Here is a 25607-nt window from a genome sequence, read left to right as displayed (position 1 = left end):
TCCGCCTCAATTCCTTGGTATAGTCAATCTATGACTATATGAAGGAATTGAGGTTTTTTTCATGTCTATCAAAACAAACGCCTGCCGTAAACTAGATTCGATGCGTATCTCCTACACCCTGCACGAGTACGAGTGGGATGAGGATCAGCTCGACGTCGATACCGTTGCTGCCAAGGTGGGCTTACCGCCCAGCCATTTATATAAGACATTAGTTTTAAGAGGAGATAAGACCGGAGTAATCGCTGCCTGCATCCCTGGAGATAAGGAACTCAACCTGAAGAATCTCGCGAAAGTGAGCGGCAATAAGAAGGTGGAGATGGTCGCGGTAAAAGAGATCGAGGCTCTTACCGGCTACATCCGTGGCGGAGTATCACCTCTTGGAATGAAGAAGAAGTATCCATTCTACTTGCAGGAATCTGTGCAGTCGATGGAGCTGGTCAGTATCAGCGCAGGTAAACGCGGATTACAGATCTTCCTCAGTGGAAACAATCTGGCAAAGGCTTCAGAAGGAAGATTAGTTAATATTGTGGATTAAAAAGGTTGAATGATCCTTAAAACGGTGGGAGCGATTCTTTTTAGAATCCTCCCTTGTTCCGCCGCATATAGATGCTTCTTTCTCTGAATCCAAGCGATTTCCAGAAAGCATAGCCCGTCTCGTTTCCATGCATCACTTCAATATCGATATCCTCTGTACTTAACCGCTCAAGCAKCATCTCGAAAGCCAGCTTGCCATATTTATTCCTCCTCTGATCACGACAGATGAAGAACTGTCTTACATACAAAGGCTTCTTAGTATGGTCTACTAAAGCATAGCCTATCATTTCGTCTTCCCTCTCAAACAGGTAGGCGTTATAATCTGTACGAATAAACTGCCGCATTCTGACTTTTAATTGTTCAATATTCATCGTATTATCATGACGCTCATCCTCAATAAGCTGCTTATTCAGCTCAGCCAGAAGCGCCAAATCTTCCTCCGTACCTACTCGCAACGTTAACATAAGAATCACCTCAATGAACCATTCGTGAAACGGAGAGATAACCCTGCAAAAACTTTTTTGAAATTCTTTTCATATCGATGTCGATCTTCTCTTTATTCGTTCGTTGTTATAGTAAGAAGCGCAAAAACAATCGTTAGGGGAGATACAAAATGAATACTGTAATGTCAAAGGACGGCACCAAGATTGCTTATGATAAAACCGGGCATGGTCCAGCGCTCATACTGGTAGCGGGGGCGTTCAGCTATCGGAAATTTCCGGGTCAGGTTGAACTGGCTCAAGCTTTGTCTAAGCAATACACAATCTACAACTATGACCGCCGTGGCCGCGGCGACAGCGGCGATGCCTCGTCCTATGCGATTGAACGTGAGATCGAGGACCTGAATGCCATAATCCAGGAAGCGGGTGGTTCCGCCTATGTCTGGGGTTTATCCTCCGGTGCGGTGCTTGCACTGCAGGCGGCAGCGAGTGGATCCAGCATTACGAAGCTTGCGCTGCATGAGCCGCCGTTTATTGTTCAAGCCTCGGATCCCAAACCGCCGAGTGATTTTACCGAATATGTCGAGAAGTTAATTGCTGCTGATCGGCGCGCCGAAGCCATTAAATATTTTATGACCAAGGGTATGGGGGCACCTTCCTTCGTTATTCCCTTAATGAGAATCATGCCGGGAGTGTGGTCGAGACTGATGGCTGTTGCACATACTTTGCCTTATGATGCGGCCTTGCTCAAAGGTTATGTGAGTGGTCAATCGCTGCCGCGGGAAAAATGGAAGGCCGTGACGATGCCAACGCTTGTGCTGGAAGGCACAGAGAGCCCGGCTACGCTGCGCCATGCTGCGCAGGAAACGGCTGAAGTACTGCCGAATGCCCAGCTCATCAGCAAGAAGGGGCTTGGACATACGAAGAAGCTGCACACCACGATGGTTTCACAGGAGCTTATGTCATTTTTCGCAGTCTAAAACATATAAACCAGGAGGAATAGATATGAGATTTATGATGATTGTAAAAGCAACAACGGATTCGGAAGCGGGCGTTCTGCCAAGCCAGGAGCTAATCGATGCAATGCAAAAATATAACGAAGAGCTGGTGAAAGCAGGTGTCCTGCTTGCTGCCGATGGATTGATGTCGAGTGCAAGTGGTATCCGGATATCGTATCCGGAGCCTGGAGGGAAGCCGAAGGTGGTGGATGGTCCGTTCACCGAAGCGAAAGAAATGATAGCGGGGTATACGCTCATCGAAGTGAAATCTAGAGAAGAGGCCATTGAGTGGGCGCTTCGTATGCCGGATCCTCATGGCTACGGACAAGGTGAGATTGAGCTTCGCCAAGTATTCGAGTTTGAGGAACTTATGGAAGATCCCGCATCACGAGCTAAGGAAGAAGCTCTTCGCAAGCAGGTAGATGAGCTTAAAAAGGCGTGAGCGCCTCCCGAACCCATCGCACCATTGATACGATCTGGCGTATGGAGTCGGCGAAGCTGATAGCCGGATTAGTACGGATGGTGAGAGATGTGGGGCTTGCAGAGGATTTGGCTCAAGATGCCCTGGTTATCGCACTTGATCGTTGGCCGGAGTCCGGCATCCCTGATAATCCGGGGGCCTGGCTCATGACCACGGCAAAGCGCCGGGCTATTGATTTGCTGCGGCGAAATAAGCTTCGTGATCAGAAATATGTCGAGATAGCCCGGGAAATAGATTTATATACGGAAGACGATATCGATCGTGCCTTAGATGGGGAGATCGAGGATGATCTCCTTCGCTTGATTTTTATGACCTGCCATCCGGTGATATCACAGGATGCCAGAGTTGCTCTAACGCTTCGCTTGTTATGCGGGCTGACGACCGATGAGATTGCGCGTTCTTTTCTAACGGCGGAATCAACGGTTGCCCAGCGGATTGTCCGGGCGAAAAGGACGTTAAATGCAGAGAAAGTCCCCTTTGAGGTACCAGTAGGCAAAGAGCTGGCGGAACGGTTATCCGCTGTGCTTGAGGTCATCTATCTCATGTTTAACGAAGGGTATTCCGCAACCTCCGGACAGAATTGGACACGTCCGCTGCTCTGCCAGGAAGCGCTTAGACTAGGACGTATCCTTGCCGCCATTGCACCAGGCGAACCGGAGGTTCATGGACTAGTTGCCTTAATGGAAATCCAATCTTCACGACTCCGAACACGGATTAATGCAAAAGGGGAACCTGTGCTTCTCATGGATCAGAACCGGGCGCAGTGGGATCAATTACTTATCCGCCGTGGGCTTACTGCCTTGGAACATGCGCGGAAGCTGGGACGAACGCTTGGTCCGTATGCGATACAGGCTTCCATCACGGCTTGCCATGCGGTGGCTCGTACCCCGTCCGATACGGAATGGATTCGAATTGCTGCCCTATATGAAGCACTGCTCAGAATAACGCCTTCACCTATTGTGGAGTTAAACCGTGCTGTCGCCATCGCCATGGCATTTGGTCCTGCCTATGGACTGCAGCTTGTCGATGAGTTGTACGGGGAGCCTTCGCTGCAAGGCTATCATCTGCTTCCAAGCGTTCGCGGTGATCTATTGGAGAAGCTGGGACGTTGGGGAGAAGCCCGTACCGAATTTGAACGCGCTGCCGCAATGACTCGTAATGAGCAGGAGCGAAGGTTATTGCAGAAACGGGCAGCAGCATGCATGCAGGAAGGAGGCTAGCCATTATGCGATATATACTCATGGTCAAGGCAAATGGATATACCGAGGCAAGAGTGAAACCAAGCGAGGAACATAACGCCGCCGTGCTTGCGTATCAGCACTCTCTGGCTGAGGCAGGTGTACTGCTTGCCGCCGAGGAGCTTCGGCCAAGCTCAGCAGGGTTCCGAATTACGTATGCAAAGGGCAGCGAAAAGCCGGAGGTTTTAGCGGGACCTTTTCCAATCGATCCGGCGCTTGTTGCGGAGTTTACGTTGATTAATGTCGACACGGAAGAAGAGGCACTCGACTGGGCTATGCGTATGCCGATTCCAGCAGAACGTGGTACATCCTATGCGATTGAACTTCGAAGGCTGGAGGATAAAAAGGAGAACTCGCGTGATCCGAAGCTGCTGACACTGGAGGCTGAATTAAAGGATTATCTTCGATTGTAGCTTCGAAGCTTATGAGCTTACGGTTGACGGGCAATTATGGTAGCATAGAGCTTGGCAATTACTCTAATATAGGGAGTGTTACAGGTAATGATTAATCAACTCGGGCAAGTGATGCTGTACGTGAATGACCAGGAGAAGGCAAAGGTATTCTGGACGGAGAAAGCAGGCTTTAAAGTGGTCGCAGAGGAAGAAGCAATGGGCCAGAAATGGATTGAGCTTGCTCCCGAAGGCGCACAGACATCGATCATTCTCCATGATAAAGAAGTAGTTGCCAAAATGTCGATGGGAGTAAACCTTGGCACGCCTTCGCTCATGTTCTTCTCCGACAAGCTGGATGAACTGTATAACGAATTCAAGAATAAGAACGTTAAAGTCGGAGAACTGGTAGAACTGCCTTTCGGACGAGTATTTAACTTTGCTGATGAGGAAGATAACTACTTCGCCGTGATGGAGAGAAAATAAATCAATGACAGGCTCTGATGATCATGTTGATCATCGGGGCTTTTTTATTTTTTGGAATAAGCAAGCAACTTCTGATCCCCCTATCACGTTTTAGGTGTAGGTGAGTAGGGGGGAATGACTGATGAAAATAGGCATGATTACTATACTGTTCATTGTTATATTGCTATCTGCCTGCGGTAACGGCAACGATACGAAAGGCGCCAACGATACTAATGGTGTAAGCATTACTCAAGGCACTGAAGATAAGCTAAAGCAATCAAACGACACGGTCACAAGCAGAGATGCAAGCTGGCCTTTTAATAAAATGATCAAATTTCAAGACAGAATTTATGTTGGGTCGGATGAAAAAGTAGAGTCGGTAGAGGGCAAGATTGGTTCGATCAAGCAGCTTCTAACGGAAGAGGTCTATCACGAGGATGATGAAACGTCCAACTACTATAAAGAGGGGACGGGGCTCTATCAAATAACGGGCGTTCCTGTAGATTCCGCCATTGCAGTCGAGGCGGCGCCAGGTCAGTATGTTAGAGCAGTACCTGTTCAGGACATGCTTGGAGGAGAAGAATGAGACTAGGCTGAAAATCAGATTGTTCTATATCTAGCTTTTAAGCCTACAGGTTTCTATCATCTCGCCATAGACGGCATAGGTGCCATTGTACAATAATACAGAGGATTCCACGGATCAGAATGGTGAGATGATGTCAGAGGAATATACGGTATCCATTGATCTGTCTGATCTAGAGAGCAATGTCGGGAAAGAACTGTACAACGATGGTACAAACAAGATTGTTGTCTTGTCCGTTGATAATACAGGTAATGCTAATTCAGGAGGATACCGAATTAGTTTTAGATCGAAGGGGACTTATTCTTTTACTGCGGAAATGTCAGCGAAGATGACTGCCACCTATAAGAATAAGTACTATGAGAGTTCGGTGTTTGGGACGGGTGGAATTAATTATAAAGATGGAGATGAATTTGCCTCCTTTTATATCTTCCCACATGAAGCCTATGATCAAGAAATAACGTTACAGGAAACAGGTACCGTACTGCTGACTGTAACGAATCTTTATAAAAATAGTTGGAGTCGGAAGTGGCCATTCCTAGCGTACATCCCCTAATCTGATAAGACCCTGACAGGGTCTTATTCCGAGTATTCAGGCTGCTTTTGGAATGGATAAGACCCTCGTAGGGTCTTATTGCCTTGCAACTGGTTAGATACAGCACGATATTCCGCGATTTCTCTCCAATAAGACCCTGTCAGGGTCTTATTCCGAATATTCAGGCTGCTTTTGGATTGGATAAGACCCTCGTAGGGTCTTATTGCCTTGCAACTGGTTAGATACCACACGACGATATTCCGCGATTTCTCTCTAATAAGTCCCTGCCAGGGTCTTATTTCCATAAACCTGCCAAACTCCCACCTTATATCAAATCACATATAGTGCTCTTATGTCAGCAATCTCACTAATCTCCTCGAAACAGCAAGTTTAACCCCCCTTGAAGTATGGTCATAATGGGAAGGATAGACATTCATCCAGGGGGTTGCTTACTTATGTCTCGGAAAAATCGTTCAAGCTCCAATGACAACAATATGATGCCCGAGTACGCCGATATCCCCATTGATCCTACGGTTGAACTTAATTTACATCGGCTGAAGCATGATCTTGGCGGCAGCGACGATCTGATTATGCGGGAAATTCGTTATGATGGCATGAGGTTTGCGTCTGCAGCTGTCGTATATATCGATGGGCTGGCTAATGCGATGACGATTAATCAATATATTTTTGATGTATTGGACTATTCCTTATCTAATCATCGTACGGAACATCCCTCTGCTGTTGATGCCGCCGTTTTGGCGAAAAAACTGCTGAACGGGATGGGGGCGATCAGCACCGTAACCGAGATGGGCACTCTCTATAAAAATTTGCTGTCCGGTCAAGCTATTATTTTGCTTGCAGGGCATAAACTCGCATACAGTGCGGACATTCGCGAATGGAAGGGCCGTGACGTTACGGAGTCGACGAACCAGACTTCCATTCGAGGTCCCCGGGAAAGCTTCACCGAGACACTCCGCACCAATACATCGCTCATCAGACGGAAAATAAAAGATCCAAGACTATGGCTCGAGACCGTCACGATTGGCCAAGTAACGAAAACAGATGTGACCTTGATGTATTTGAACGGAGTGGTCAAGCCATCAGTTCTTCAAGAGGTCCGCTCGAGGCTTAGCAAGATCGAGATCGATGGTATTCTGGACAGCGGATATATCGAAGAGCTGATCGAGGATGACAGATGGTCTTTGTTTCCGACGATATTTAATACAGAACTCCCAGACAATGTTGCAGGTCAACTGTTGGAAGGGAGAGTAGCTGTTATGGTTGAGGGGACGCCTAACGTCCTAATTGTGCCGACACAGCTTGTAACCTTCTTCCAATCAACCGAGGATTATTACCAGCGTACGTTTTATGCGAGTTTGCTTCGTTTTCTCCGGTTCGGCAGCGTCTTTATCTCGTTGTTGTTTCCGTCACTGTATATCGCAATAACAACTTTTCACCGCGATATGCTGCCGGCATCACTTCTCATTTCCTTAGCCGCCCAGCGGGAAGGCGTACCGTTTCCGGCGTTTATTGAAGCGCTCATTATGGAGATTACGTTTGAGATATTAAGAGAGGCAGGCCTGCGTATGCCACGTGCGATTGGTCAGGCGGTATCGGTTGTTGGTACGCTCGTAATCGGTCAAGCAGCGGTAGAAGCAGGTATTGTATCCGCTGCAATGGTTATTGTTGTATCCATTACAGCGATTTCTACATTTACACTCCCAGCTTACAGCATGTCAATACCGGTTCGTATTCTTCGTTTTGTGTTTATGGGTGTAGCGGCAAGCTTTGGCTTGTTTGGTATCATCATGAGCTTCTTCGTTCTTATGCTGCATCTATGCGCCTTGCACTCCTTTGGGGAGCCATTCATGTCTCCGCTGGCTCCGTACAAACAAGCAGACATGCAGGACGCTTTGTTCCGGCTGCCAAGATGGCTCATGTTCCGGAGGCCGAACACTTCCGCGGGAGCCGGCTCCAGCAGAATCCGCAAGCGTTAAGGGAGGCGTAACCATCATGTTCTACAAACTTGCTATTTCGATGCTGTGCCTTCTCATGCTTTCTGGATGCTGGAGCAGACGGGAACTGAATGAGCTTCTGATTGTTCTGGGCGTAGGTGTGGATTGGGAGGACGGGCATTATCTCGTATCCTATCAGGTTGTAAATCCAAGCGAGATTTCCAATCAGAAAAAAGCGGGAGACCGTCCGCCGAGCACTCTATTTCAGGGAAGAGGAAGAACGCTGTTTGAGGCAGCCAGATCGGTTACGGCCGAGGCACCGCGTAAAGTCTATATGGGGCATTTGCAGATGTATGTCATTGGAGAAGAAGCTGCAAGAAGGGGCATCAAGGAACTTGTAGACAGCGCTGCCCGCGATAATGAAACGCGGCTGGATTTTAATTTCATTGTGGCGAAAGGGACAAAAGCGGAGGACGTACTAAAGCTCTATACACCGGTAGAGAAGCTGCCCAGCTACAGTATGCAGCAGTCGCTCAAAACGTCAGAAAAGAATTGGGCACCCACAATTGCTGTGACACTTGATGAGGCGTTAAATAAGCTGTCCGTGCAGGGAGATGAGCTAGCTTTGACCGGGATACGGGTGATCGGGAGCCCCGATGTAGGGGAAACCAAGCAAAATGTAGAAACATTTATGCCGCCCAGCCGATTCCGCTATTCCGGCATAGCTGCGTTCAAGGAAGATAAGCTGATTGGCTGGCTGAATGAAAAGGAGAGCAAAGGTTATACCGATATTACGAATAATTTGGATAGTACTTCGATCGCTCTGGCATGTGGAGATAAGCGATTTTTAGGGGTAGAAGTGAGCTCCTCTGATTCCAAAATAAAAACAAAGGTTGTTGACGGTAACCCGGAGGTTGAAATATCCATCCGAACGGAGGGGAATATCGTCGAGAGGACATGTACGGATATTGATTTATCCGATCCTAAGACGATCGAGCGTCTGCAGAAAGAAACCAAACAAAGCATTTTAGCTAACGTTGAAGCTGCTGTTGCAAGGGCCAAGGAGATCAAGTCAGACATTTTTGGCTTTGGTGTTCAGCTCGGGAAAGAGCATGCCGCCTTTTGGAAACAGATTCAAGACCAGTGGAGTGATGAATATTTTCCGCAGCTTAAGGTGGACTACAAGATTGAAATGTATATTCGGAAGACCGGTACAACAGAGAATAGTACGATCAGATAAGGAAAGGGGAGCGGCATTAGATGGCGGCAATATTGGCTATTCTGGCATTAGCAGCAGGAACCTTCTGGCTGGAGGCACCAGGACTGATTCGCCAGCGCTATTACAAGGAACTCGTAATATTCCTTGTGCTGCTTCTTATAGGCAGTGCTTTGTATGGCACTCTTATGCTTCAAGTTAAGCTCCCTAATCCATTTATGATGATCAAGTGGATGTACAGCTGGGTCGGGCAGCTAAAATTATCTTAGAGGGGAGGCCAGGCATGTCTACATATATGAACAGCAAAATATCGGTCAGGCAGTTTATGATCTTAATTATGGTTGGGACAATAGGGGACTCAATTCTGATCATGCCGACTATTACAGCTGGTTCGTCCAAACAGGATGCCTGGCTCTCCATGCTGCTTGCCTTTATCGGAGGACTTGCTGCAGGAGGATTATTTGGAGCGATTGCCAATCAGCTTCAGCGGATCAGTCTCTATGAAGCGATCCGGCAAAGGCTGGGGGTATGGTTTGGGGGCTTCATTTTCCTACTATTCCTGTTTCCTTCGTTTATGTGCATCTTGACACTCTTTAGTGAGATGAGCCAATTTATGACGACGCAATTAATGCCGGAGACACCGGTAATTGCGATTATTATCCTTTTTGCAGCGGTTATTATTATTGCCTATCGTTATGGCATTGAAGCTTACGCAAGAATGGGAGAGCTGTTGTTCCCGGTCTTTATGGGGCTGTTTCTGCTTTTGGTTGTTTTTCTGCTGCCACAAATAAAATGGACAAATTTACACCCTATTATGGCAACAGGTATGCTTCCCATTATAAATGGATCCTTGCCTGCCTTCGCATCCGGTTTTGTCGAAATGGCAGTGCTGCTTATGCTAGTTCCCTATGTTGCAGGCAGCAGTAGGCTGACGAGGCCAATCCTGACTGGCTTTGCTGTAGGCGGAATGGTATTATTTCTCGTCGTTCTTCTCAGCATTCTTGTGCTTGGACCTAATCTCATGCAAAGCAAATATTATCCGACCTTTGTTCTCGCTCAGAAGATTACGATCGGACATTTTTTAGAACGAATCGAAGCCATCATGGCCTTTTTGTGGATCATAACCGTGTTCTACAAAACACTGATTCACTTCTTCACTGTAACGACAGGCCTCGCGCAGGTGTTTAGGCTCCAGGAGAGCAAGATGCTGACCATTCCCCTTGGCATGATTCTGCTCGTCTTAACGGTTGTAGGCACGCCTAATATCGTCGTTTACAATGAGATTCTGCAGCTATATTATCCATGGTTTGACATGACATTCTTTCTAGTACTACCGCTGATTATTCTGTGTCTCTTGCTTGCAGTTAAGCCAAAACAGCAGAAGAAGCAACAGCAACAGCAGGAGCAGCAACAACAAAATTAGGCGAAATTTTTTCCAAAAAACTCTTGTTCTTGGCGCGTGAGCATGTTAATATGGGTCTATAAATAATAAAACATGAAATATGAAATATTATCGAGGTGACCCAAATGGCACGCTACAATTCCGAAGAAGAAGTTCTTGCCCATTACGATCCGAAGAAATATCGGACACCAGATGGCTATACAAGTGATATTGCCGTATTTACAATCATTAGCGAGCCAATCGCTCCCAATAAACCGCCAAAGAGGATACTTAAGCTGATGCTGATTCGCCGGGCTCAGCTTGATGGTGAAGGAAACCCGAATATTGAAGGTGGGAAATGGGCACTGCCAGGAGGGTTTATCGATCCTGAAGAAATTGCCTATGAAGCAGCAAAGCGTGAGTTATCGGAGGAGACGGGAGTTGAGGGCATTCACATCCAACACTACGGTGTCTATGATAAGCTTGGCCGAGATAAGAGAGGCTGGATTATATCCAACGCCCATTACGCCATCGTTCCGGAAGATTATCTGGAGAAACGCAAAGCGGCGGATGATGCTGAGGATGTTGCCTTGTTCACGATCGAGGAGCTCAAGGAGCTGAATCTGGCCTTTGACCACCGTGAAGTCATCCAGGATGCGTACAAAATAATTCGTCAGCATATGCTGCTCTCTACGGTTGCACGCAACTTCCTGCCGCAAGAATTTACATTAAGTGAATTACAAAGCGTGCTCCTGACTGTCACGGACAGCCCAAAGGTTGCAAAATATTCGACGTTCCGCAATCGTGCAGAAAGACTCCCATTCATCGAAGTTGTGAGGACAGATGGCGAGACAAAAACTACATCAAGAAACTCCAAGCGGCCATCAAATTTATACCGGTTCAAAGAAGGTGAACCACTGGAGTCCATCTACTTCTAAGGGTATTGTCACAATACCTGTTCTTTTTAGAAATAATATTTCATAAATCATGAAATAAGGAATAAAAGGGAGGTTCTTAAATGACGACAAATAATCTGATTACTACTCCGTTTGAACGGCTGTTCCAAGTGCAGGAGATTGGCGGAATAAGCTCCATCACCATTAATGATGTGCTGGCTCAAGCGGCTGAAGAGCGGCTTACACCAGCAAGCGAAGATACCGATCGGAGCCTGCTGCTGGTCATCGATCAGCAGAACAGCTTCATTGAAGGCGGGGATTTAGGCGTACCTGGCTCCGTACAAGACACTGTTCGACTTGGGAAATTTACGTATAAAAATTTGCATAAAATCACACAAATAGCACTGACTAAAGATGTTCATACGCCGCTGCAAATTTTCCATCCTTGCTGGTGGAAGGATCGAAAGGGGCAGCATCCGAAGCCTGTTGAGACGGTCATTACAGTTGAGTCGGTTATAAGTGGAGAATGGACACCCGTCTTCTCGCCGGAAGAGAGCCTAGCTTATCTTCATGAGCTGAAGCGCGGCGGGAAGCGGGAGCTCCGAATTTGGCCGTATCATTGCCTTGAAGGAACAAGCGGCGTGGGATTCGAAAGTCAATTCATGAATCTGGTCTACTTCCATACTGGAACAAGAAGAAGCACACCGGTTATTTTGGCGAAAGGGCAGGATCCTTTAAGTGAGATGTACGGCGCGTTCTATCGGGAGGATGGTGTAGCAAGTGAAGCCAATCGAGCTTTCCTCGATGGTATGCTTGCATACAGCAACATTTATATTGCAGGTCAGGCGTTATCACACTGCGTACTCGATACTTTGAAGCATGTCCTGGAGCATCATGCGGCGAACCGGACTTTTACGAGCAGCATTCATCTTCTAACGGATTGCTCGAGCCCGATTCCGGGCACTGAACAACTGACGGAAGCTGCAATTAAAGAGTTAGTTAATCAATACGGCATTCAGCTTGTGGAAGCAGAAGGCTTGAACATATAACAAAGCGGAGGTAATGGGAGATGGAGAACAAGAAGGTTACTACAAAGCAGTATGCGGACGACAGCCTCGCTCTGCATACCGATCTATACCAGGTCAATATGGTGGAGACATACTGGGCAGAGGGGATGAGTGAGCGGAAAGCGGTGTTTGAACTCTTTTTCCGTAAGCTGCCTTTCGGAAATGGGTATGCCATATTCGCTGGACTGCAGAAAATCATTGAATTTGTGCAGAGCTTTGAATTTTTGGCATCCGATATCGCTTATTTGAAGGATGAGCTTGGTTATGAGGAGGATTTCCTAGATTACCTTGGGCAGCTTCGTTTCAACGGTAAAATAACCGCGATGCGTGAAGGGGAGCTCGTATTTGGTAATGAAGCGATTCTCCGTGTGGAAGGAACGCTGGCGGAAGCCCAGTTTATTGAAACTGCGCTGCTTAATATCGTTAATTATCAGACTCTGATTGCAACAAAAGCATCCAGAATCCGCAATGTGATAGGAGAAGACGCGCCGCTGCTCGAGTTCGGAACACGCCGTGCCCATGAGATGGACGCTGCACTGTGGGGTTCGAGAGCTGCGATTATTGGCGGCTGCGATGCGACATCAAATGTACGCTGCGGCAAGCTGTTTGGCGCAAAAGTATCGGGTACCCATGCACATGCCATGGTGCAGGCGATGCTGGATGAATATGAAGCCTTTCTCCGGTACGCGAGACGCCAGAAGCAGATGAACCGCAAATGTGTGTTCTTAATTGATACGTACGATACGCTTAAATCGGGTATTCATAACGCCATTCGAGTTGTGAAGGAGCTTGATATTAAAGACTTGTTCGAAGGTGTTCGGCTTGATTCGGGCGACCTCGCCTATCTGTCGAAGGAAGTTCGCAAGCTGCTTGATAAAGCGGGCTTCAAGCAGACGAGAATCTACGCGTCGAATGATCTCGATGAATATACGATTATGAATCTTCAATCGCAAGGGGCTGTTATTGATGCATGGGGAATTGGTACAAAGCTCATTACCGCGTATGATCAGCCCGCTTTAGGTGCAGTCTATAAAATTGTGGCGATTGAAGATGAAACTGGAAATATGGTCGATACGATCAAAATTTCGGGTAATCCAGAGAAAGTGACAACACCAGGCATTAAGAAGCTGTACCGGATTATTAATCTGGTGAATCAACGTTCGGAGGGCGATTATATCGCACTGGAGGACGAGAAGCCGCAGGAGGAAGGACGTCTGAAGATGTTCCATCCTGTCTACACTTATATCAGCAAATTCGTGACGAATTATGAGGCGAGGGAGCTTCATGCGGATATTTTCGTAGATGGCAAGCTGGTCTACGAGCTGCCGCAGCTGTACGAGGTGCAGGCTTATGCGAAGGGGAATCTGGGACTTCTGTGGGACGAATACAAGCGTAATCAGAATCCGGAGGCTTATCCGGTTGATCTAAGCCAGCGCTGCTGGGATAACAAAATGAATCTCATTCATGCGATGAAGGAGAAGGCGGAAGGAGTGGCAAAAGCCCAATGACAGTGAGCAAAGCCCCGCGGAAAATCGGCATTTACGGCTCATCGTTTGACCCGATTACGAATGTCCATTTATGGACAGCTTCGACAGTGGCACATCGTAAAAGCTTGGATCTCGTTATTTTTCTTCCTTCCTCAAGCATGAGGCATGACAAGAAGACAAGTACAACCGATGAGCATCGGGTGAACATGATTAACCTCGCGATCGGCGACAATCCGAAGTTCGTTATGGATCCGTATGAGCTGAATGTACTAGCTGGCATGCAGTATACGTTCCATACGATGCGGCATTTTCGTGAGAAATACCCGGAGGATGAGCTCTATTTTATTATGGGAGCCGACCTTCTGGTCGATATATCGGAGGGCAAATGGTCGCATGAGAAGGAATTGATTGAGGAAAATAAGTTTATCATAATGGCACGTAATGGCATTGATATGACGGAAGCAATATCCCGTTCGCCATTGCTCCGTAATCATGATGATGGCCGTTTCCAACTAATGAGCAAAGGGCTAGCGATGGAGATCAGCTCGACCTATATCCGGGATGAGTTCGGACGAGGCGGGGAGCCAAGATATTTGCTGCCGGATGCTTGTTATGACTATATTAAGAAGAATGGTTTGTACCGCAATTAACCAAAAATGAAGGAGGCGCATGGTGATGACCTTGCAGCAGCAGATTATAGATAAATTGGGTGTAAAGGCACAAATTGATGCACAGGAAGAGATTCGCAGAACGATTAATTTCATAAAGGACTACATGGTGTTCGCGCGAAAAGAGGCGCTTGTTTTGGGTATTTCGGGCGGACAGGATTCGACACTTGCCGGCAAGCTCTGCCAGATGGCTGTCGATGAATTGAACGATGAATCGGGAGAAAAGACCTACCGATTTATCCCTGTCCGCTTGCCTTATGGCAATCAGAAGGATGAACAGGATGCGCAGGATGCGATTGCTTTTATTGGTGCGAATGGCTTCATCACAATCAATATTAAAGCAGCAGTAGATGCGGGAACGGCGGAATATGAAGCACGGACAGGGAAGGAATTAAGCGACTTTACGAAGGGTAATCGGAAGGCCAGAGAGCGGATGATTGCGCAGTTTGAGATCGCTGCGGAAGAGAATGGACTGGTCATTGGAACAGATCATGCGGCCGAGGCGATTACTGGCTTTTACACGAAATTTGGCGACGGTGCGGCGGATCTGACTCCACTCTACCGATTGAACAAACGGCAAGGAAGACAACTCCTCAAGGAACTTGGCTGCCCGGAGCATCTCTACCTGAAGACACCTACTGCCGACCTGGAGGAAAATAAGCCGCAGCTCGCGGATGAAGTAGCGCTGGGCGTGACGTACGACGATATCGACGACTACTTGGAGGGCAAGGAAATCGCAGAGGAGGACCGTCAAAAGATCGAAAATTGGTACACGCGTACGATTCATAAACGGGAGCAGCCGGTAACAGTATTTGATGATTGGTGGAAGGCTATTGCTGATAAATAAGAGGGTAAAAACGAGGTCTGTCCCAGTTAATGGGGCAGGCCTTTTTGTTAGGAATAAGGGGATTTAATATATAGTCCATTCATACTAAATGAAAATAATTGTAAGAGATTGTTTTTATTTTCTGAAATATCTGCTATTCTACTGTTGATCTTGATCAGCTAATGGATTGGGGAGTGAATCATTTTGAAACCGGTTACAGTGTATGATATTGCCAAGGAAGCTAATGTATCGGTTGCAACGGTGTCTCGCGTTTTGAACAACACCGCCCCTGTAAAAAAGTCTACGAGAGATCGCGTTGTAGAATTGATGAACAAGTACCAGTTTCAGCCTAATGCATTAGCTCGAAGTTTGTCGAAAAAGGAAACAGGGATGATTGGCATTATTTTGCCGGACATTACGAATCCTTTCTTTCCGGCTGTACTTGCCGGGCTTGAGCAGGAGGCGAGGAGCAAAGGTTACACGTTCTTTCTATGCGATACGGTGTCGACGAACGGGGATTCGAAGGAGCAGTATGAACGTGAATCACAATATCTCAGCCTGCTGATTGAGAAGCAGGTAGACGGTATTGTTATGATTGGCGGTCGGATTAATCTAGCGAGGCCTAGTGAAAGCATGGTAACCGAAGTGGTTGATATAAGCAAACGTGTGCCAACCCTGCTTATTAACGGTCATTTGCCAGGTCAGAATATCCATTCGATCTGTGTGGACGAACGCGAGGGAGGGGAGCTCGCTACGCAGCATCTGATTGACCTTGGTCATAGGGATATTGGATTCATCGGCGGCTACCAGAGCATGGCGAACTCGATTCATCGTGTACAAGGCTTTGTGAAGACGATGGAGAAGAATGGGCTTAAGGTACGCAAGGAATGGATTCTTGATGGCGGCTTTTCCGTTGAGAAGGGGAAGTTGTTTATGAATCATCTGCTTAGTTTGCCGCAGCGGCCTACTGCGTTATTTTGCGCGAATGATCTCGTAGCCATCGGTGCTCTTAAGGCAGCCTATAATGCTGGTCTTCGCGTGCCGGAAGACTTATCTTTAGTTGGCTTTGACGATGTTCCATATGCGTCGAACAGCATACCCGAACTAACAACGGTCTCTCTTAAATGCTATGACGTAGGTAAGTCAGCAGCCGAACATTTGCACAAGATGATTACGAAAAATAAGGTAAGCAGGAAGACCAAGATCAGGCCGGAGCTTATAATAAGAGAATCAACAGCCCCTCCAAAAGGACTAAATTGAAGTTCTAGAAAAATATTTCAAAAAACTAATTGACAACGCTTTCAATTGTGATTTATTATCAAGGTGTCAAGTAATCCACTGTCCGAACCAAAAATGAAACCCGTTTCAATGTAACCGGCTATCATCATATTTCCCCAAAGAATGCACGTAAGAATACCGTAATCAAAAACAATTATTGTTTTGTCGGATCTAATGTGTATTTTATTTTAACCAAAAATGAAACGGGTTTCATGAAACGGGATACATAGCAATAGATCGGGGGTTATCTCATGAGCTTAGATACACAGGCAATATCGGCTGTTCAATTCGAAGCTAGTGCAGTACGCATACATGGAGAGCCGAGGTTCTTACTTAGCGCATCGCTCTTTTATTTCCGAATTCCAAGGAAGCTGTGGAAGGAAAGAATGGAACAGCTGAAGGCTTATGGCTACAACAGTATCGATGTATATTTCCCTTGGAACTACCACGAGCTGAGAGAAGGCGAATGGGATTTCGCAGAAGAGCGGGATGTTGAAGCTTTCTTGTCCGCTGCAAGCGATGCAGGACTTTGGGTAATCGCTAGACCGGGACCATACATTTGCTCGGAGTGGGATGGCGGTGCGCTGCCAGCGTACCTACAAGCTCAAGGAATTGACATTCGCCAGAATGATCCGGTGTTTCTCAGTCGAGTAGCCGCTTGGTTCGACCGCATTATGCCTCTTCTAAAAGCTTATCAAGCCGGCGAAGGCGGAACCGTTATAGCGGTTCAACTCGATAATGAGCTGGACTTCTACGATTGCAAGGATCCAAAAGGTTATATCGGCGCCTTACGTGATTTGACCCTAAGCCATGGCATTACAGTTCCGCTGTTCGCATGTGCTGGTCAAGGAGGTTTGCTGCAGGCAACTGGAATTGCAGAAGGTGTTGCTCCAACCTGCAACTTTTACCCGGATAACCGTGATCCTGAATTCGAGCAGAAGGTTCTTCATTACGGAGGAATCATGGAGGAGCTGGGGTATCCGCTGCTCGTTACGGAGACGAACCGAGCGCATTACCTGCTTCGCCGCTTGATGGGATGTGGTGCCAAGCTTCTTGGTCCTTATCTTCAGGTATCAGGCACGGACTTCGGATTCACGAATGCGACGAATAACTGGGGTAAGCCGCTTGCTTTCATGACATCCGATTATGACTTCGGAGGAATGATTTCGCCGGAAGGACATATTCGGGACGAAGCTTATGAGGGACGGCTGCTTGGCCGACTGATTGAGACTTATGGAAGAAAGCTGGCTGAGGCAAAAGCAGTTGGAGCAGTTGGAGAGCTTCGCGATAACATCGCTGGCCCTTATGCATTGGAATTGAAGGATGGCGGTAAATTGTTATTCTTCACCAATCTGGATGACCAGGATAAGCTGATTACTCATGGTGATGGTGGCTGCTTTACCCTACGTGGTGGAAGCTCACTTGCATTACCGTTGCAGCTTCCGCTCACAAGTTGGGGAATGGAAGGAACGCTGGAGCAATCGACGGCCGAACTGTACTTCGCAAAATCTGCTGCAGGCAAGCTGAGTCTCGCATTCCATACAGAAGGTGCAGGACAAATTCAGCTAAGTATTGAGGCAGTTGATGTGGAAGCAGAGGGATGTTTGGTTGAGCAGCAGGACGGCCAACTCATTATCAGCTTCAATGGTGAGACGGATGCGGTATGCCGCGTGAAAGATAATACAGGTAGTCTTTTGACGGTAGTCATACAAGATAGATCTAAAGCGCTTTATATGGTTGAAATGGATGAAGAAGGGTTAACAATTCTTGATTCACTGGAGAGCAATCTGGTGAAGGAAGAGCAAGCAGTTACAAACTGGCTGCTTAGCAGCTTTGATGCAGCAGAGCCAATGACATCTACAGAGGCCCGGCAGTCGAGCGAGCATGCTTCATACTTGGAGCAAAACGGGATTTATCGAGGTTACGCATGGTATGAGGCATTGGTTCCAGCACATAGTGAGAGCGAAGTGCAAGGGGTACTCGTTAAGAACGGCAGTGATGTCCTATCGCTTTATGCGGATGGCACTTACCTAGGGACGATCGTACCGGGCGGCAGCAGCAGCTATCTTCCATTATTGGGAGAGCTGGAGCGAGGAAAGCTGCTTGCACGGACTGAGATATGGGGCCACTCGAACTTTGATGATTCCAGATTGCCATGCTTACGGCTTCATGCAATGAAAGGGCTTACAGGAATGTCGCTTGTAACGAAGCAACATGATCTCAGCCGCAATTGGAGTGTGTATCGGGCAACGGATCGCATCCTGCGAGAGGAGCTCACGGCCGAAGTCGACCGGAAGTTATGGCCGGTTGTGAACTTAGGTGGCTGGTTATCACCAGATCATCCGGCATTTGAATATTACCGGAAGAGCTTTATTCCGGGAGACAAAGCAAACAGCTGGACGCTTTATTTTGAAGGAATGCAATCGACGGCTCAGGTTTATGTAGACGGTAGATTCGCAGGAGATGTTAATCCGTTTGATCCTTATCTTGATCTGTCACCGTACCTAACGGCTGGACAGACGGCGGAAATAGCGATATTCCTTGAGAGAGTTATCGGTCTTCCTCCAGGAAGAAGAGCGATCATGTACGAAGGTATCCAAGCATCGAATTGGACCATCAGCGGAGCAGAAGAGCCAGAGCTTCTGGCACATGCCGAAGCAACACGGACGCAGGGACTTGAGGTCGAGCTGCCGCTGCAACTAGAGCCGGGTCAAACGGCTTGGCTGTATGGAGCGGTATCGAATGCAGAGAACGGTGCCGGCTGGCGTGCAAATGTTTCAGGCTCAGGCCTTAAGCTGACCGTGTTTTTCGAAGGACATCTTGTTGGACGGATTTGGACACCTTCCCAGGAAGGACGGCCAGTCTTAACCGGAGGCAATCCCCATTCTGTATATCTGCCAGGTGTATGGTTCGATAAGAAGGAAGGCGAGATTGCAATCTTCTTGGAAGCAGTCGATCAAGCTGGACCTTGCAAGCTGGAAGCGATAACGCTTCAATCGGTCTAGTCAGAATTAAAAGTCAATGCTTACGAAGTAAGAATCGCTACAAATGGCCAATCATTGGCTATTTGTGTAGCAATTCTTTGGATGATGCTTACGAAGTAAGAATTTCCACGAAAAAGCGTGTGGAAATTCTTAAGTCAATGCTTACGAAGTAAGAATCGCTACAAATGGCCCAGATTGGCCATTTGTGTAGCAATTCTTTTGAGGAGGGACTCAAATGGAAAAGGTTTTACAACCAGCTGTCCAGGCTAAGCCGATTAAGGAAAGCTCCGGCAGGATGAAACGATTTTGGAACAATAAAACACTGCTCCTAATGTGTTTGCCGGCAATTGCATTTTTCATCGTCTTCGCATATCTGCCGATGCCAGGCGTGTATCTCGCCTTCATTCGGTACAATTACGCTGATGGAATTTTCAAAAGCCCGTTTGTTGCCTTCGACAACTTCCGCTTCCTCGTTATGAACGGCGACCTGTGGCGGCTGACCTTTAATACCGTAGCGTATAATCTTGCTTTTATTTTGCTGGGGAACGTCCTTCAAATATTCGTAGCCATCCTGCTTAACGAGCTGCGAAAAAAATGGTTTAAAAAAGTGGCTCAAACGTTGCTGTTCCTTCCGCACTTTATCTCAGCTGTACTGATCGGACTGATTGCTTACAACATTCTCAGCTATGACTACGGTCTGCTGAACCATATACTTGGATCTCTTGGTATGGATCCAGTTAAGGTTTACTCCAATACTCATGTATGGCCGTTCATTATCGTAATAACCTACCTGTGGCAAACAACAGGTTATGGCTCTATCGTATACTTCGCAACCATCATGGGTCTTGATGGTGAGATTATTGAGGCCTCTGAAATCGATGGTGCAAACGCTTTCCAACGGATTATCTACATCGTTATTCCATGGCTCAAGCCAACCTTCATTATCTTACTGCTCTTCTCGCTTGGCGGGATTATGAAAGGGAACTTCGGTTTGTTTTACAACTTGGTTGGAGCAAACAATACGGCACTGTACGCGTCGACTGATATTATCGAAACTTATGTATTCCGTTCACTTATGACGAACTTCAACTTCTCTATCGGTAGTGCAGTAAGCTTATATCAATCGGTGTTTGGCTTCGTTATTGTTATAACGGCCAACTGGCTCGTTAAGAAGACGTCGCCAGAAAACTCGTTATTCTAGGGGGTGCTGTCATGGAAGAAAATATTGCAGAATCCAGAAGCATTCGGACAGATGCGAGCGAACTCATTGTCAGAACATTTGGTTATGTAGTCATTTCGCTCTTTGCGCTTTGCTGTTTGCTGCCGTTCCTTCTCATCTTGGGTACATCGTTTACCGCTGAGTCGGCAATTAAGAAATTTGGCTTTAACTTCTGGCCGAAGGAATTTAGTACCTTTGCTTACAAAATCGTTTTTGAGAATCCCGATATCATCGTCGGTTCTTATATCGTAACGATTGCTCTTACCGTGGTAGGTACCGCAATTGGTTTGTTCATCGTAGCGATGACCGGTTATGCGCTGCAACGTCCAGACTTTGGTTACCGCAATGGGATCTCGTTCTTCATCTACTTCACAACTTTGTTCTCTGGAGGTCTTGTTCCGTTCTACCTGCTAGTTACTCATTATTTAAGCCTGAAGGATAATTACCTGGCCGTACTGCTGCCAGGGCTACTAAGTCCATTCCTGATTATTATGATGAAAAGCTTCGTCCGTTCCATCCCGCATGCCATAACGGAATCTGCGAAGATCGACGGTGCCGGAGACTTCACCATATTCATTCGCTTGATCTTGCCGATGACAACTCCAGCACTTGCAACAATTGGTCTGTTTATCGCGCTGGGGTACTGGAATGAATGGTATAACTCCATGTTGTTCCTATCAACGAATATGGAGTACCGTCCACTGCAGCTGTTTTTATACAATGTGGTGACCAGCGCCGATTTCGTTCGTAACTCAGCTGCAGCCTCCAATGTCACGCTGCGGGATGTTCCGCTTGAGTCTATGAAAATGGCAACGGCCGTTGTAGCAACTGGACCTGTAATCATGTTCTATCCATTCGTACAGCGTTACTTCATTAAAGGTATTACGGTTGGCGCTGTTAAAGGCTGATGTGCCGAAGGCTGAAGAGGCCTCTTCACATAACGGGCAAAGCCCAATATTGAAAAACAAAGGGGAGAATTGCATGTTTAAGAAAAGTTCTGCAATCTTGCTGTCTATTTTGATGGCTTCCAGCTTGGCAGCCTGCTCCAGTAATAACAACAAAGATAACAAACCAGCAGAAACAGCAAAAGCAAGCAATAACGCTGGCACTAATGCTACTGCATCAACGAATACTGGTGGAGACACAGCAATTGATACATCGAAGTTTGTAAAGATTAAATATCTCGTACTGGGCAACAAGCCAACTAACGGTCAGTTTGATAAAGTAATGGCTGAAGTTAACAAACTCATGAAAGAAAAAATCAATGCCGAGCTGGAATGGCAATGGATTGAATGGACGGACTGGCAAACGAAATACAACCTTGCGCTTGCTTCCGGTGAACCAATCGACCTGATTACAATCGGTACAGACTGGCTTGATACTTGGGGTAACGCGCAACGCGGTGCCTTCATGAATATCGATGACCTTCTGCCTAAATATGCTCCGCAGACATGGAATTCCGTTCCGGAAGATGCTTGGGCTCAAAGTAAATACAATGGTAAAATTGTTCTGATCCCAGAAAACGCTTACACACAATGGGTTAACCATGGCTTCTTCTACCGCGGCGACTGGGCGAAAGAAGCAGGCATCACTGAGCCAATCAAAGACTGGGATGGCATTGGCAAATACCTGCAATACATCAAAGACAACAAACCTGATGTAATTCCTTGGGACGCTGTTTCAGGAGTAAGTACATTTGGTGGATTTGATACTTCTTACACGGATAACCTTGAGCTGCCTATCTCGACAGGATACCTGCCAGTATTTACAGCGAAATCATTCGATGAGAAATATACAGTTAACAGCCCTGTCTTCGAAGATACAATGGTGAAGTACGCAACAATGATGAAAGATTGGGCCGATAAGGGCTTCTGGCGTGAAGACGTACTGAACAACAAAAATGATACTCGTGCTTCACTTCGTGCCGGCCTGACTGGTATGGACCAGCATCATACGCAAACGTTTGGTACGCTTCGCGTCCAAATGGATAAAGACCAACCAGGATCGGATCTGCAAATGTTCCCATTTGCACGTCAGGGCGGTAAAAACCTGACTGAGCTGTCGATCACTCATGGCGGTACTTCTGTTGGTGCAAACAGCAAGAACCCTGAGCGCGCTCTGATGGCATACGACCTGATTCGTAACGATGAGCAAATCTACCATCTGATCAACTATGGTATTGAAGGCGTTCAATATGAAGTTGTAGACGGCAAACGTCAACAGCCAGCAGGCTATGATGCAACAAGAGACGACTTCTATGCAGACTTCTGGGGCGGCCGTAACGACAAATTGGAAATTCCAAGCGTAACCGTATGGGATCAACTCGAAAGCACATTGTATGCTGAGTATGACAAAATCAAAAAACCTTACCCTTACGGTCAATTCGTATTCGACAAAACTCCGGTTGAAGCTGAGTTGACAGCGATTACGCAAGTAACGGGCGAGATGGGCCCAGCTATTGCTTATGGTAAAGCAGGCGATCCAGTTAAAGCGGTTGAGCAATTCCGCAGCAAGCTGAAAACAGCTGGCTACGACAAAGTTCTTGCTGAGCTGCAAAAACAAATGGATGCTTACAAAACACAAATGGGTGGAAAATAATTCGTACAGTAAGCCAGGATCGGACGTCTAACGTCTGCTCCTGGCTTTTTACTATTTAAAGAAAGAGACATTATTCAGCAGGGTTAAATATCAACTTGGCTAGCTGTATCTTCTAGATAGTAAATATCCTTCCAACTCGTTATTATATGGAAAAATTACCCATAAATAGAATAACGAATATACATTCGCTTATAAAGAAGGTTTTTGTGTTTCTACGCTAACGTTAACGTTGACGTTAGTATTGATGAGGAGTATGCTAAAGATGTCATCCATGTTTGAAGCAGCACAGAAGTGGGTATTAAAAGGGTAGAGAGTGCATTTTGAAGGAGGCATTTGTTATGTATAATCATTTACTAGTTCCCGTTGATGGATCGGAGCAGGCGAGTAAAGCACTTGATCAAGCTATTCGTTTAGTGAAGGTGATTGGCTCACATAGTTCGTTGTCCGTTCTTCATGTAATGGGACGTGTTACTATAAACCAGCCTTTTATTTATTTTGATTTAGGCCAAGCTCTGGATGAGGAAGAGAACGCGGTTCTCGCTGAAGCGGCTAACAAGCTGAAGGATTCAGGCGTTACCTATAATTTGTTGAGAGCGGAAGGAGATCCAGCAATCTTGATTTGTCGGACGGCGAAGGAAAGAGGATGTGATCTGATCATTATGGGCAGCCGTGGTGTTGGACTCATGTCCGAGATTCTGCTCGGAAGCGTCAGTCATGCCGTATCTCAGCATTCCCATTGCCCCGTCTTGCTTGTAAAATAAATGATTGATTTTAGAAAAAGCTGCCCAAGGGCAGCTTTTTTGTTAAATTCTTTAAACAATCTTGAAGATAGGATTGATGGAAATAAACTCTACAGGTACATCCGGATACTTATGCCGTAGTTCTTCGCTTAAAGCACGCATGCCAGGTGCTTCGCTCTCGGCGTGACCAAGGGTGAGCAGAGCTTTATTAGCACCTTGATGAGCAGCATCTCGGATATATTCTGGCGTCTCCCATTCGGGTCCTTCGCCAACGATAAGCAGGTCAAGATTATGCTGACGCATCAATGGAATTGCCGTGGAGGCGCCTCCCCGATAACCAACCAAAATGCCTGCACGGCTGCATGGAGTGGAGAGGTCACCGGTAATACGCAGGAAGGGCGTGCCCAGCTTTTGTTTGACATGTGTTGCAATGTCGCTTACCGTCATGGACGAGAACTCGAGAACTGCTGCAATAGGCAGCATCTCAACTAGATTGGCCTCCCATTCTAATGCTGCAAGCAATCCCGTCATGATGATATCGGGTTGCTTCTGATGGCAATAATCATGATAACGGAAGATCGCCATTCCACTGTCCTCGATCAACCGCTGCTTTTGCAAAAAGATTGGGTCATGCTCTACGAGCTTGTCATCATGACGATGGCTATAGGAAAGAGGTTCATGAGTGATGAGGAGATTAGCTCCCTTTGTTATGGCTTTCTCTATAACTTGCTGAGTTGGCATAAAAGAAACAGCAATGCCGCGCACTTCAGTATCAAGTTGGCCGGCCATTAGAATATCCACAGTATTATTAATTGTAGGAACTGATGAGCACAATTCATCAATAACGTTCTGAATCGTTAACGGCATAAACGAGATCACTTCCTTTGTTGGGTATAAAAAGGCGCCTTCGGACGAAGGCGTCTATTTGCTGCTTGGGTATATTTTTTCACCCTTCTCGAGCATTTCAATGAATTGATTAATTTTTTTCACTCGTGTCTCTTGCTTTTTAACGTTATGAATTCGGAATAAAATGGCATACCTATTCTGCTTGTCCAATGTATCAAAAAACTGCTGCGCTTTCTCATTACGTGCTAATTCAAGGGCGAAATCTTCTGGAATGGCTGCATTAGACTGCGATTCGTACGCTTTATCCCATAGTCCATTTTGCTTGGCTGCTTCAATGGCCTTGAGGCCGCTAGGTTGCATTTTGCCGGCGGCAATTAGGCTTTCGGTTTTATCTTTATTAACCTTGGACCATATACTTTTCGGTCCTCTTGGTGAAAACCGTTGAATCCAGCTTTCTTCATCAAACGTTTTTTTATGGCTGTCAATCCACCCGTAGCATAAAGAAATATCGAGCGCCTCATGGTAAGTGACGGATGGTCGGGCGGCATTCTTTTTGGATATCTGCAGCCAGATACCGGTTGACTGATCATGATGGCTTGCAAGCCACTCTTCGAAAGCCGATTGATCCGGGAAGAAGAGAACAGGAAGTTCTATTTTGCTCAGCTTGGACATCCCCTTTATGCCTTTTTTCTATACCATTATAGCACTGGCTTATAGATGGAATAAATCTTTAACTGAGAACATTTAAATATTGCGGTGCAAAGTGGAAGCTTCTATTATGAGGGC

General features: G+C 46.6%; 26 protein-coding genes. 23 read left to right on the top strand and 3 right to left on the bottom strand.

Translation table 11 applies throughout. The features are described 5' to 3' along the window. The first annotated feature begins 61 nt into the window (after positions 1-61). A complete protein-coding gene (gene ybaK / locus AB4Y93_RS12450) occupies positions 62-535 on the top strand; it encodes a Cys-tRNA(Pro) deacylase (RefSeq protein WP_441892328.1) in 474 nt (157 codons plus the stop codon). Positions 536-575: 40 nt separating this feature from the next. Here ybaK and AB4Y93_RS12445 read toward each other — a convergent pair whose 3' ends face one another. Then, complete coding sequence (locus AB4Y93_RS12445) at positions 576-998, bottom strand: GNAT family N-acetyltransferase (protein WP_441892326.1); 423 nt, start codon at positions 996-998, stop codon at positions 576-578. Positions 999-1147: 149 nt separating this feature from the next. Here AB4Y93_RS12445 and AB4Y93_RS12440 point away from each other — a divergent pair, with 149 nt between their 5' ends. The 22 genes from AB4Y93_RS12440 (at position 1148) to AB4Y93_RS12335 (ending at position 23996) form a co-directional block, all read left to right on the top strand. Further along, positions 1148-1954: an alpha/beta fold hydrolase gene (locus tag AB4Y93_RS12440; RefSeq protein WP_441892324.1), complete on the top strand. Its 807-nt coding sequence runs from the start codon at positions 1148-1150 to the stop codon at positions 1952-1954. Between the two features lie 25 nt (positions 1955-1979). Next, positions 1980-2414, top strand: a complete 435-nt coding sequence (locus AB4Y93_RS12435; RefSeq protein ID WP_441892322.1) for a YciI family protein — start codon at positions 1980-1982, stop codon at positions 2412-2414. Further along, entirely contained in the window at positions 2411-3673 is a 1263-nt protein-coding gene (locus tag AB4Y93_RS12430) for an RNA polymerase sigma factor (RefSeq protein WP_441892320.1), read from the top strand. Before AB4Y93_RS12435 ends, AB4Y93_RS12430 begins: the two co-directional genes overlap by 4 nt. 5 nt (positions 3674-3678) lie before the next feature. Next, on the top strand, positions 3679-4104 hold the full coding sequence (locus tag AB4Y93_RS12425) for a YciI family protein (protein WP_441892318.1): 426 nt from the start codon (positions 3679-3681) through the stop codon (positions 4102-4104). Between the two features lie 87 nt (positions 4105-4191). Then, complete coding sequence (locus AB4Y93_RS12420; RefSeq protein ID WP_441892316.1) at positions 4192-4566, top strand: VOC family protein; 375 nt, start codon at positions 4192-4194, stop codon at positions 4564-4566. A 121-nt stretch (positions 4567-4687) separates the two neighbouring features. Beyond that, the gene (locus tag AB4Y93_RS12415; protein ID WP_441892315.1) at positions 4688-5131 is read left to right on the top strand and encodes a hypothetical protein; all 444 of its coding nucleotides are present in this window, start codon (positions 4688-4690) and stop codon (positions 5129-5131) included. 85 nt (positions 5132-5216) lie between these two features. After that, a complete protein-coding gene (locus tag AB4Y93_RS12410; protein WP_441892313.1) occupies positions 5217-5681 on the top strand; it encodes a hypothetical protein in 465 nt (154 codons plus the stop codon). A gap of 434 nt (positions 5682-6115) precedes the next feature. After that, positions 6116-7657 (top strand): spore germination protein, encoded by a 1542-nt coding sequence (locus AB4Y93_RS12405; protein ID WP_441892311.1) that lies wholly within the window; start codon positions 6116-6118, stop codon positions 7655-7657. 16 nt (positions 7658-7673) lie between these two features. After that, the gene (locus AB4Y93_RS12400) at positions 7674-8855 is read left to right on the top strand and encodes a Ger(x)C family spore germination protein (protein ID WP_441892309.1); all 1182 of its coding nucleotides are present in this window, start codon (positions 7674-7676) and stop codon (positions 8853-8855) included. A gap of 20 nt (positions 8856-8875) precedes the next feature. Then, positions 8876-9100 carry a hypothetical protein gene (locus tag AB4Y93_RS12395; protein WP_441892307.1) on the top strand — a complete coding sequence of 75 codons (225 nt, stop codon included), beginning with the start codon at positions 8876-8878 and terminating at the stop codon, positions 9098-9100. 14 nt (positions 9101-9114) lie between these two features. Continuing rightward, complete coding sequence (locus tag AB4Y93_RS12390; RefSeq protein WP_441892305.1) at positions 9115-10254, top strand: GerAB/ArcD/ProY family transporter; 1140 nt, start codon at positions 9115-9117, stop codon at positions 10252-10254. Positions 10255-10358: 104 nt separating this feature from the next. Continuing rightward, positions 10359-11150 (top strand): NUDIX hydrolase, encoded by a 792-nt coding sequence (locus tag AB4Y93_RS12385; protein WP_441892303.1) that lies wholly within the window; start codon positions 10359-10361, stop codon positions 11148-11150. 80 nt (positions 11151-11230) lie between these two features. After that, on the top strand, positions 11231-12157 hold the full coding sequence (locus AB4Y93_RS12380; protein WP_441892301.1) for a hypothetical protein: 927 nt from the start codon (positions 11231-11233) through the stop codon (positions 12155-12157). A 20-nt stretch (positions 12158-12177) separates the two neighbouring features. Then, positions 12178-13683, top strand: a complete 1506-nt coding sequence (locus AB4Y93_RS12375) for a nicotinate phosphoribosyltransferase (protein WP_441892299.1) — start codon at positions 12178-12180, stop codon at positions 13681-13683. Continuing rightward, a complete protein-coding gene (nadD, locus tag AB4Y93_RS12370) occupies positions 13680-14312 on the top strand; it encodes a nicotinate-nucleotide adenylyltransferase (protein ID WP_441892297.1) in 633 nt (210 codons plus the stop codon). The genes AB4Y93_RS12375 and nadD overlap by 4 nt, the downstream gene beginning before the upstream one ends. 25 nt (positions 14313-14337) lie before the next feature. Next, positions 14338-15177, top strand: a complete 840-nt coding sequence (nadE, locus tag AB4Y93_RS12365) for an ammonia-dependent NAD(+) synthetase (protein ID WP_441892295.1) — start codon at positions 14338-14340, stop codon at positions 15175-15177. Between the two features lie 183 nt (positions 15178-15360). Then, entirely contained in the window at positions 15361-16416 is a 1056-nt protein-coding gene (locus AB4Y93_RS12360) for a LacI family DNA-binding transcriptional regulator (protein WP_441892291.1), read from the top strand. Between the two features lie 269 nt (positions 16417-16685). Next, positions 16686-19439, top strand: coding sequence for a beta-galactosidase (locus AB4Y93_RS12355; protein ID WP_441892289.1), 2754 nt, complete (start codon positions 16686-16688; stop codon positions 19437-19439). 274 nt (positions 19440-19713) lie between these two features. After that, the gene (locus AB4Y93_RS12350) at positions 19714-20619 is read left to right on the top strand and encodes an ABC transporter permease (RefSeq protein WP_441892557.1); all 906 of its coding nucleotides are present in this window, start codon (positions 19714-19716) and stop codon (positions 20617-20619) included. Positions 20620-20630: 11 nt separating this feature from the next. After that, positions 20631-21545, top strand: a complete 915-nt coding sequence (locus AB4Y93_RS12345) for a carbohydrate ABC transporter permease (RefSeq protein ID WP_441892287.1) — start codon at positions 20631-20633, stop codon at positions 21543-21545. Between the two features lie 73 nt (positions 21546-21618). Further along, the gene (locus AB4Y93_RS12340; RefSeq protein ID WP_441892285.1) at positions 21619-23235 is read left to right on the top strand and encodes a DUF3502 domain-containing protein; all 1617 of its coding nucleotides are present in this window, start codon (positions 21619-21621) and stop codon (positions 23233-23235) included. 338 nt (positions 23236-23573) lie between these two features. Next, a complete protein-coding gene (locus AB4Y93_RS12335; RefSeq protein ID WP_441892283.1) occupies positions 23574-23996 on the top strand; it encodes a universal stress protein in 423 nt (140 codons plus the stop codon). Positions 23997-24047: 51 nt separating this feature from the next. Here AB4Y93_RS12335 and AB4Y93_RS12330 read toward each other — a convergent pair whose 3' ends face one another. Further along, positions 24048-24842, bottom strand: a complete 795-nt coding sequence (locus AB4Y93_RS12330; RefSeq protein ID WP_441892281.1) for a Nif3-like dinuclear metal center hexameric protein — start codon at positions 24840-24842, stop codon at positions 24048-24050. Positions 24843-24896: 54 nt separating this feature from the next. Beyond that, positions 24897-25493, bottom strand: a complete 597-nt coding sequence (locus AB4Y93_RS12325) for a YdeI/OmpD-associated family protein (RefSeq protein WP_441892279.1) — start codon at positions 25491-25493, stop codon at positions 24897-24899. Between the last annotated feature and the right edge of the window lie 114 nt (positions 25494-25607).

The sequence above is a fragment of the Paenibacillus sp. YAF4_2 genome (genome assembly GCF_052113225.1).
Classification (GTDB): domain Bacteria; phylum Bacillota; class Bacilli; order Paenibacillales; family Paenibacillaceae; genus Pristimantibacillus.
The sequence above is the reverse complement of the archived record's forward strand: the minus strand, read 5'-3'. Positions and strand labels throughout refer to the sequence as shown.

Bases quoted from the DNA above. Each gene is read 5' to 3' on its own strand.
- nadD (WP_441892297.1), top strand. From the start codon at position 13,680: ATGACAGTGAGCAAAGCCCCGCGGAAAATCGGCATTTACGGCTCATCG.
- AB4Y93_RS12440 (WP_441892324.1), top strand. From the start codon at position 1,148: ATGAATACTGTAATGTCAAAGGACGGCACCAAGATTGCTTATGATAAA.
- AB4Y93_RS12340 (WP_441892285.1), top strand. From the start codon at position 21,619: ATGTTTAAGAAAAGTTCTGCAATCTTGCTGTCTATTTTGATGGCTTCC.
- AB4Y93_RS12335 (WP_441892283.1), top strand. From the start codon at position 23,574: ATGTATAATCATTTACTAGTTCCCGTTGATGGATCGGAGCAGGCGAGT.
- AB4Y93_RS12395 (WP_441892307.1), top strand. From the start codon at position 8,876: ATGGCGGCAATATTGGCTATTCTGGCATTAGCAGCAGGAACCTTCTGG.
- AB4Y93_RS12325 (WP_441892279.1), bottom strand. From the start codon at position 25,493: ATGTCCAAGCTGAGCAAAATAGAACTTCCTGTTCTCTTCTTCCCGGAT.
- AB4Y93_RS12330 (WP_441892281.1), bottom strand. From the start codon at position 24,842: ATGCCGTTAACGATTCAGAACGTTATTGATGAATTGTGCTCATCAGTT.
- AB4Y93_RS12350 (WP_441892557.1), top strand. From the start codon at position 19,714: ATGAAACGATTTTGGAACAATAAAACACTGCTCCTAATGTGTTTGCCG.
- AB4Y93_RS12390 (WP_441892305.1), top strand. From the start codon at position 9,115: ATGTCTACATATATGAACAGCAAAATATCGGTCAGGCAGTTTATGATC.
- AB4Y93_RS12400 (WP_441892309.1), top strand. From the start codon at position 7,674: ATGTTCTACAAACTTGCTATTTCGATGCTGTGCCTTCTCATGCTTTCT.
- AB4Y93_RS12375 (WP_441892299.1), top strand. From the start codon at position 12,178: ATGGAGAACAAGAAGGTTACTACAAAGCAGTATGCGGACGACAGCCTC.
- AB4Y93_RS12435 (WP_441892322.1), top strand. From the start codon at position 1,980: ATGAGATTTATGATGATTGTAAAAGCAACAACGGATTCGGAAGCGGGC.
- nadE (WP_441892295.1), top strand. From the start codon at position 14,338: ATGACCTTGCAGCAGCAGATTATAGATAAATTGGGTGTAAAGGCACAA.
- AB4Y93_RS12380 (WP_441892301.1), top strand. From the start codon at position 11,231: ATGACGACAAATAATCTGATTACTACTCCGTTTGAACGGCTGTTCCAA.
- AB4Y93_RS12415 (WP_441892315.1), top strand. From the start codon at position 4,688: ATGAAAATAGGCATGATTACTATACTGTTCATTGTTATATTGCTATCT.
- AB4Y93_RS12345 (WP_441892287.1), top strand. From the start codon at position 20,631: ATGGAAGAAAATATTGCAGAATCCAGAAGCATTCGGACAGATGCGAGC.
- AB4Y93_RS12355 (WP_441892289.1), top strand. From the start codon at position 16,686: ATGAGCTTAGATACACAGGCAATATCGGCTGTTCAATTCGAAGCTAGT.
- AB4Y93_RS12405 (WP_441892311.1), top strand. From the start codon at position 6,116: ATGTCTCGGAAAAATCGTTCAAGCTCCAATGACAACAATATGATGCCC.
- AB4Y93_RS12420 (WP_441892316.1), top strand. From the start codon at position 4,192: ATGATTAATCAACTCGGGCAAGTGATGCTGTACGTGAATGACCAGGAG.
- ybaK (WP_441892328.1), top strand. From the start codon at position 62: ATGTCTATCAAAACAAACGCCTGCCGTAAACTAGATTCGATGCGTATC.
- AB4Y93_RS12425 (WP_441892318.1), top strand. From the start codon at position 3,679: ATGCGATATATACTCATGGTCAAGGCAAATGGATATACCGAGGCAAGA.
- AB4Y93_RS12385 (WP_441892303.1), top strand. From the start codon at position 10,359: ATGGCACGCTACAATTCCGAAGAAGAAGTTCTTGCCCATTACGATCCG.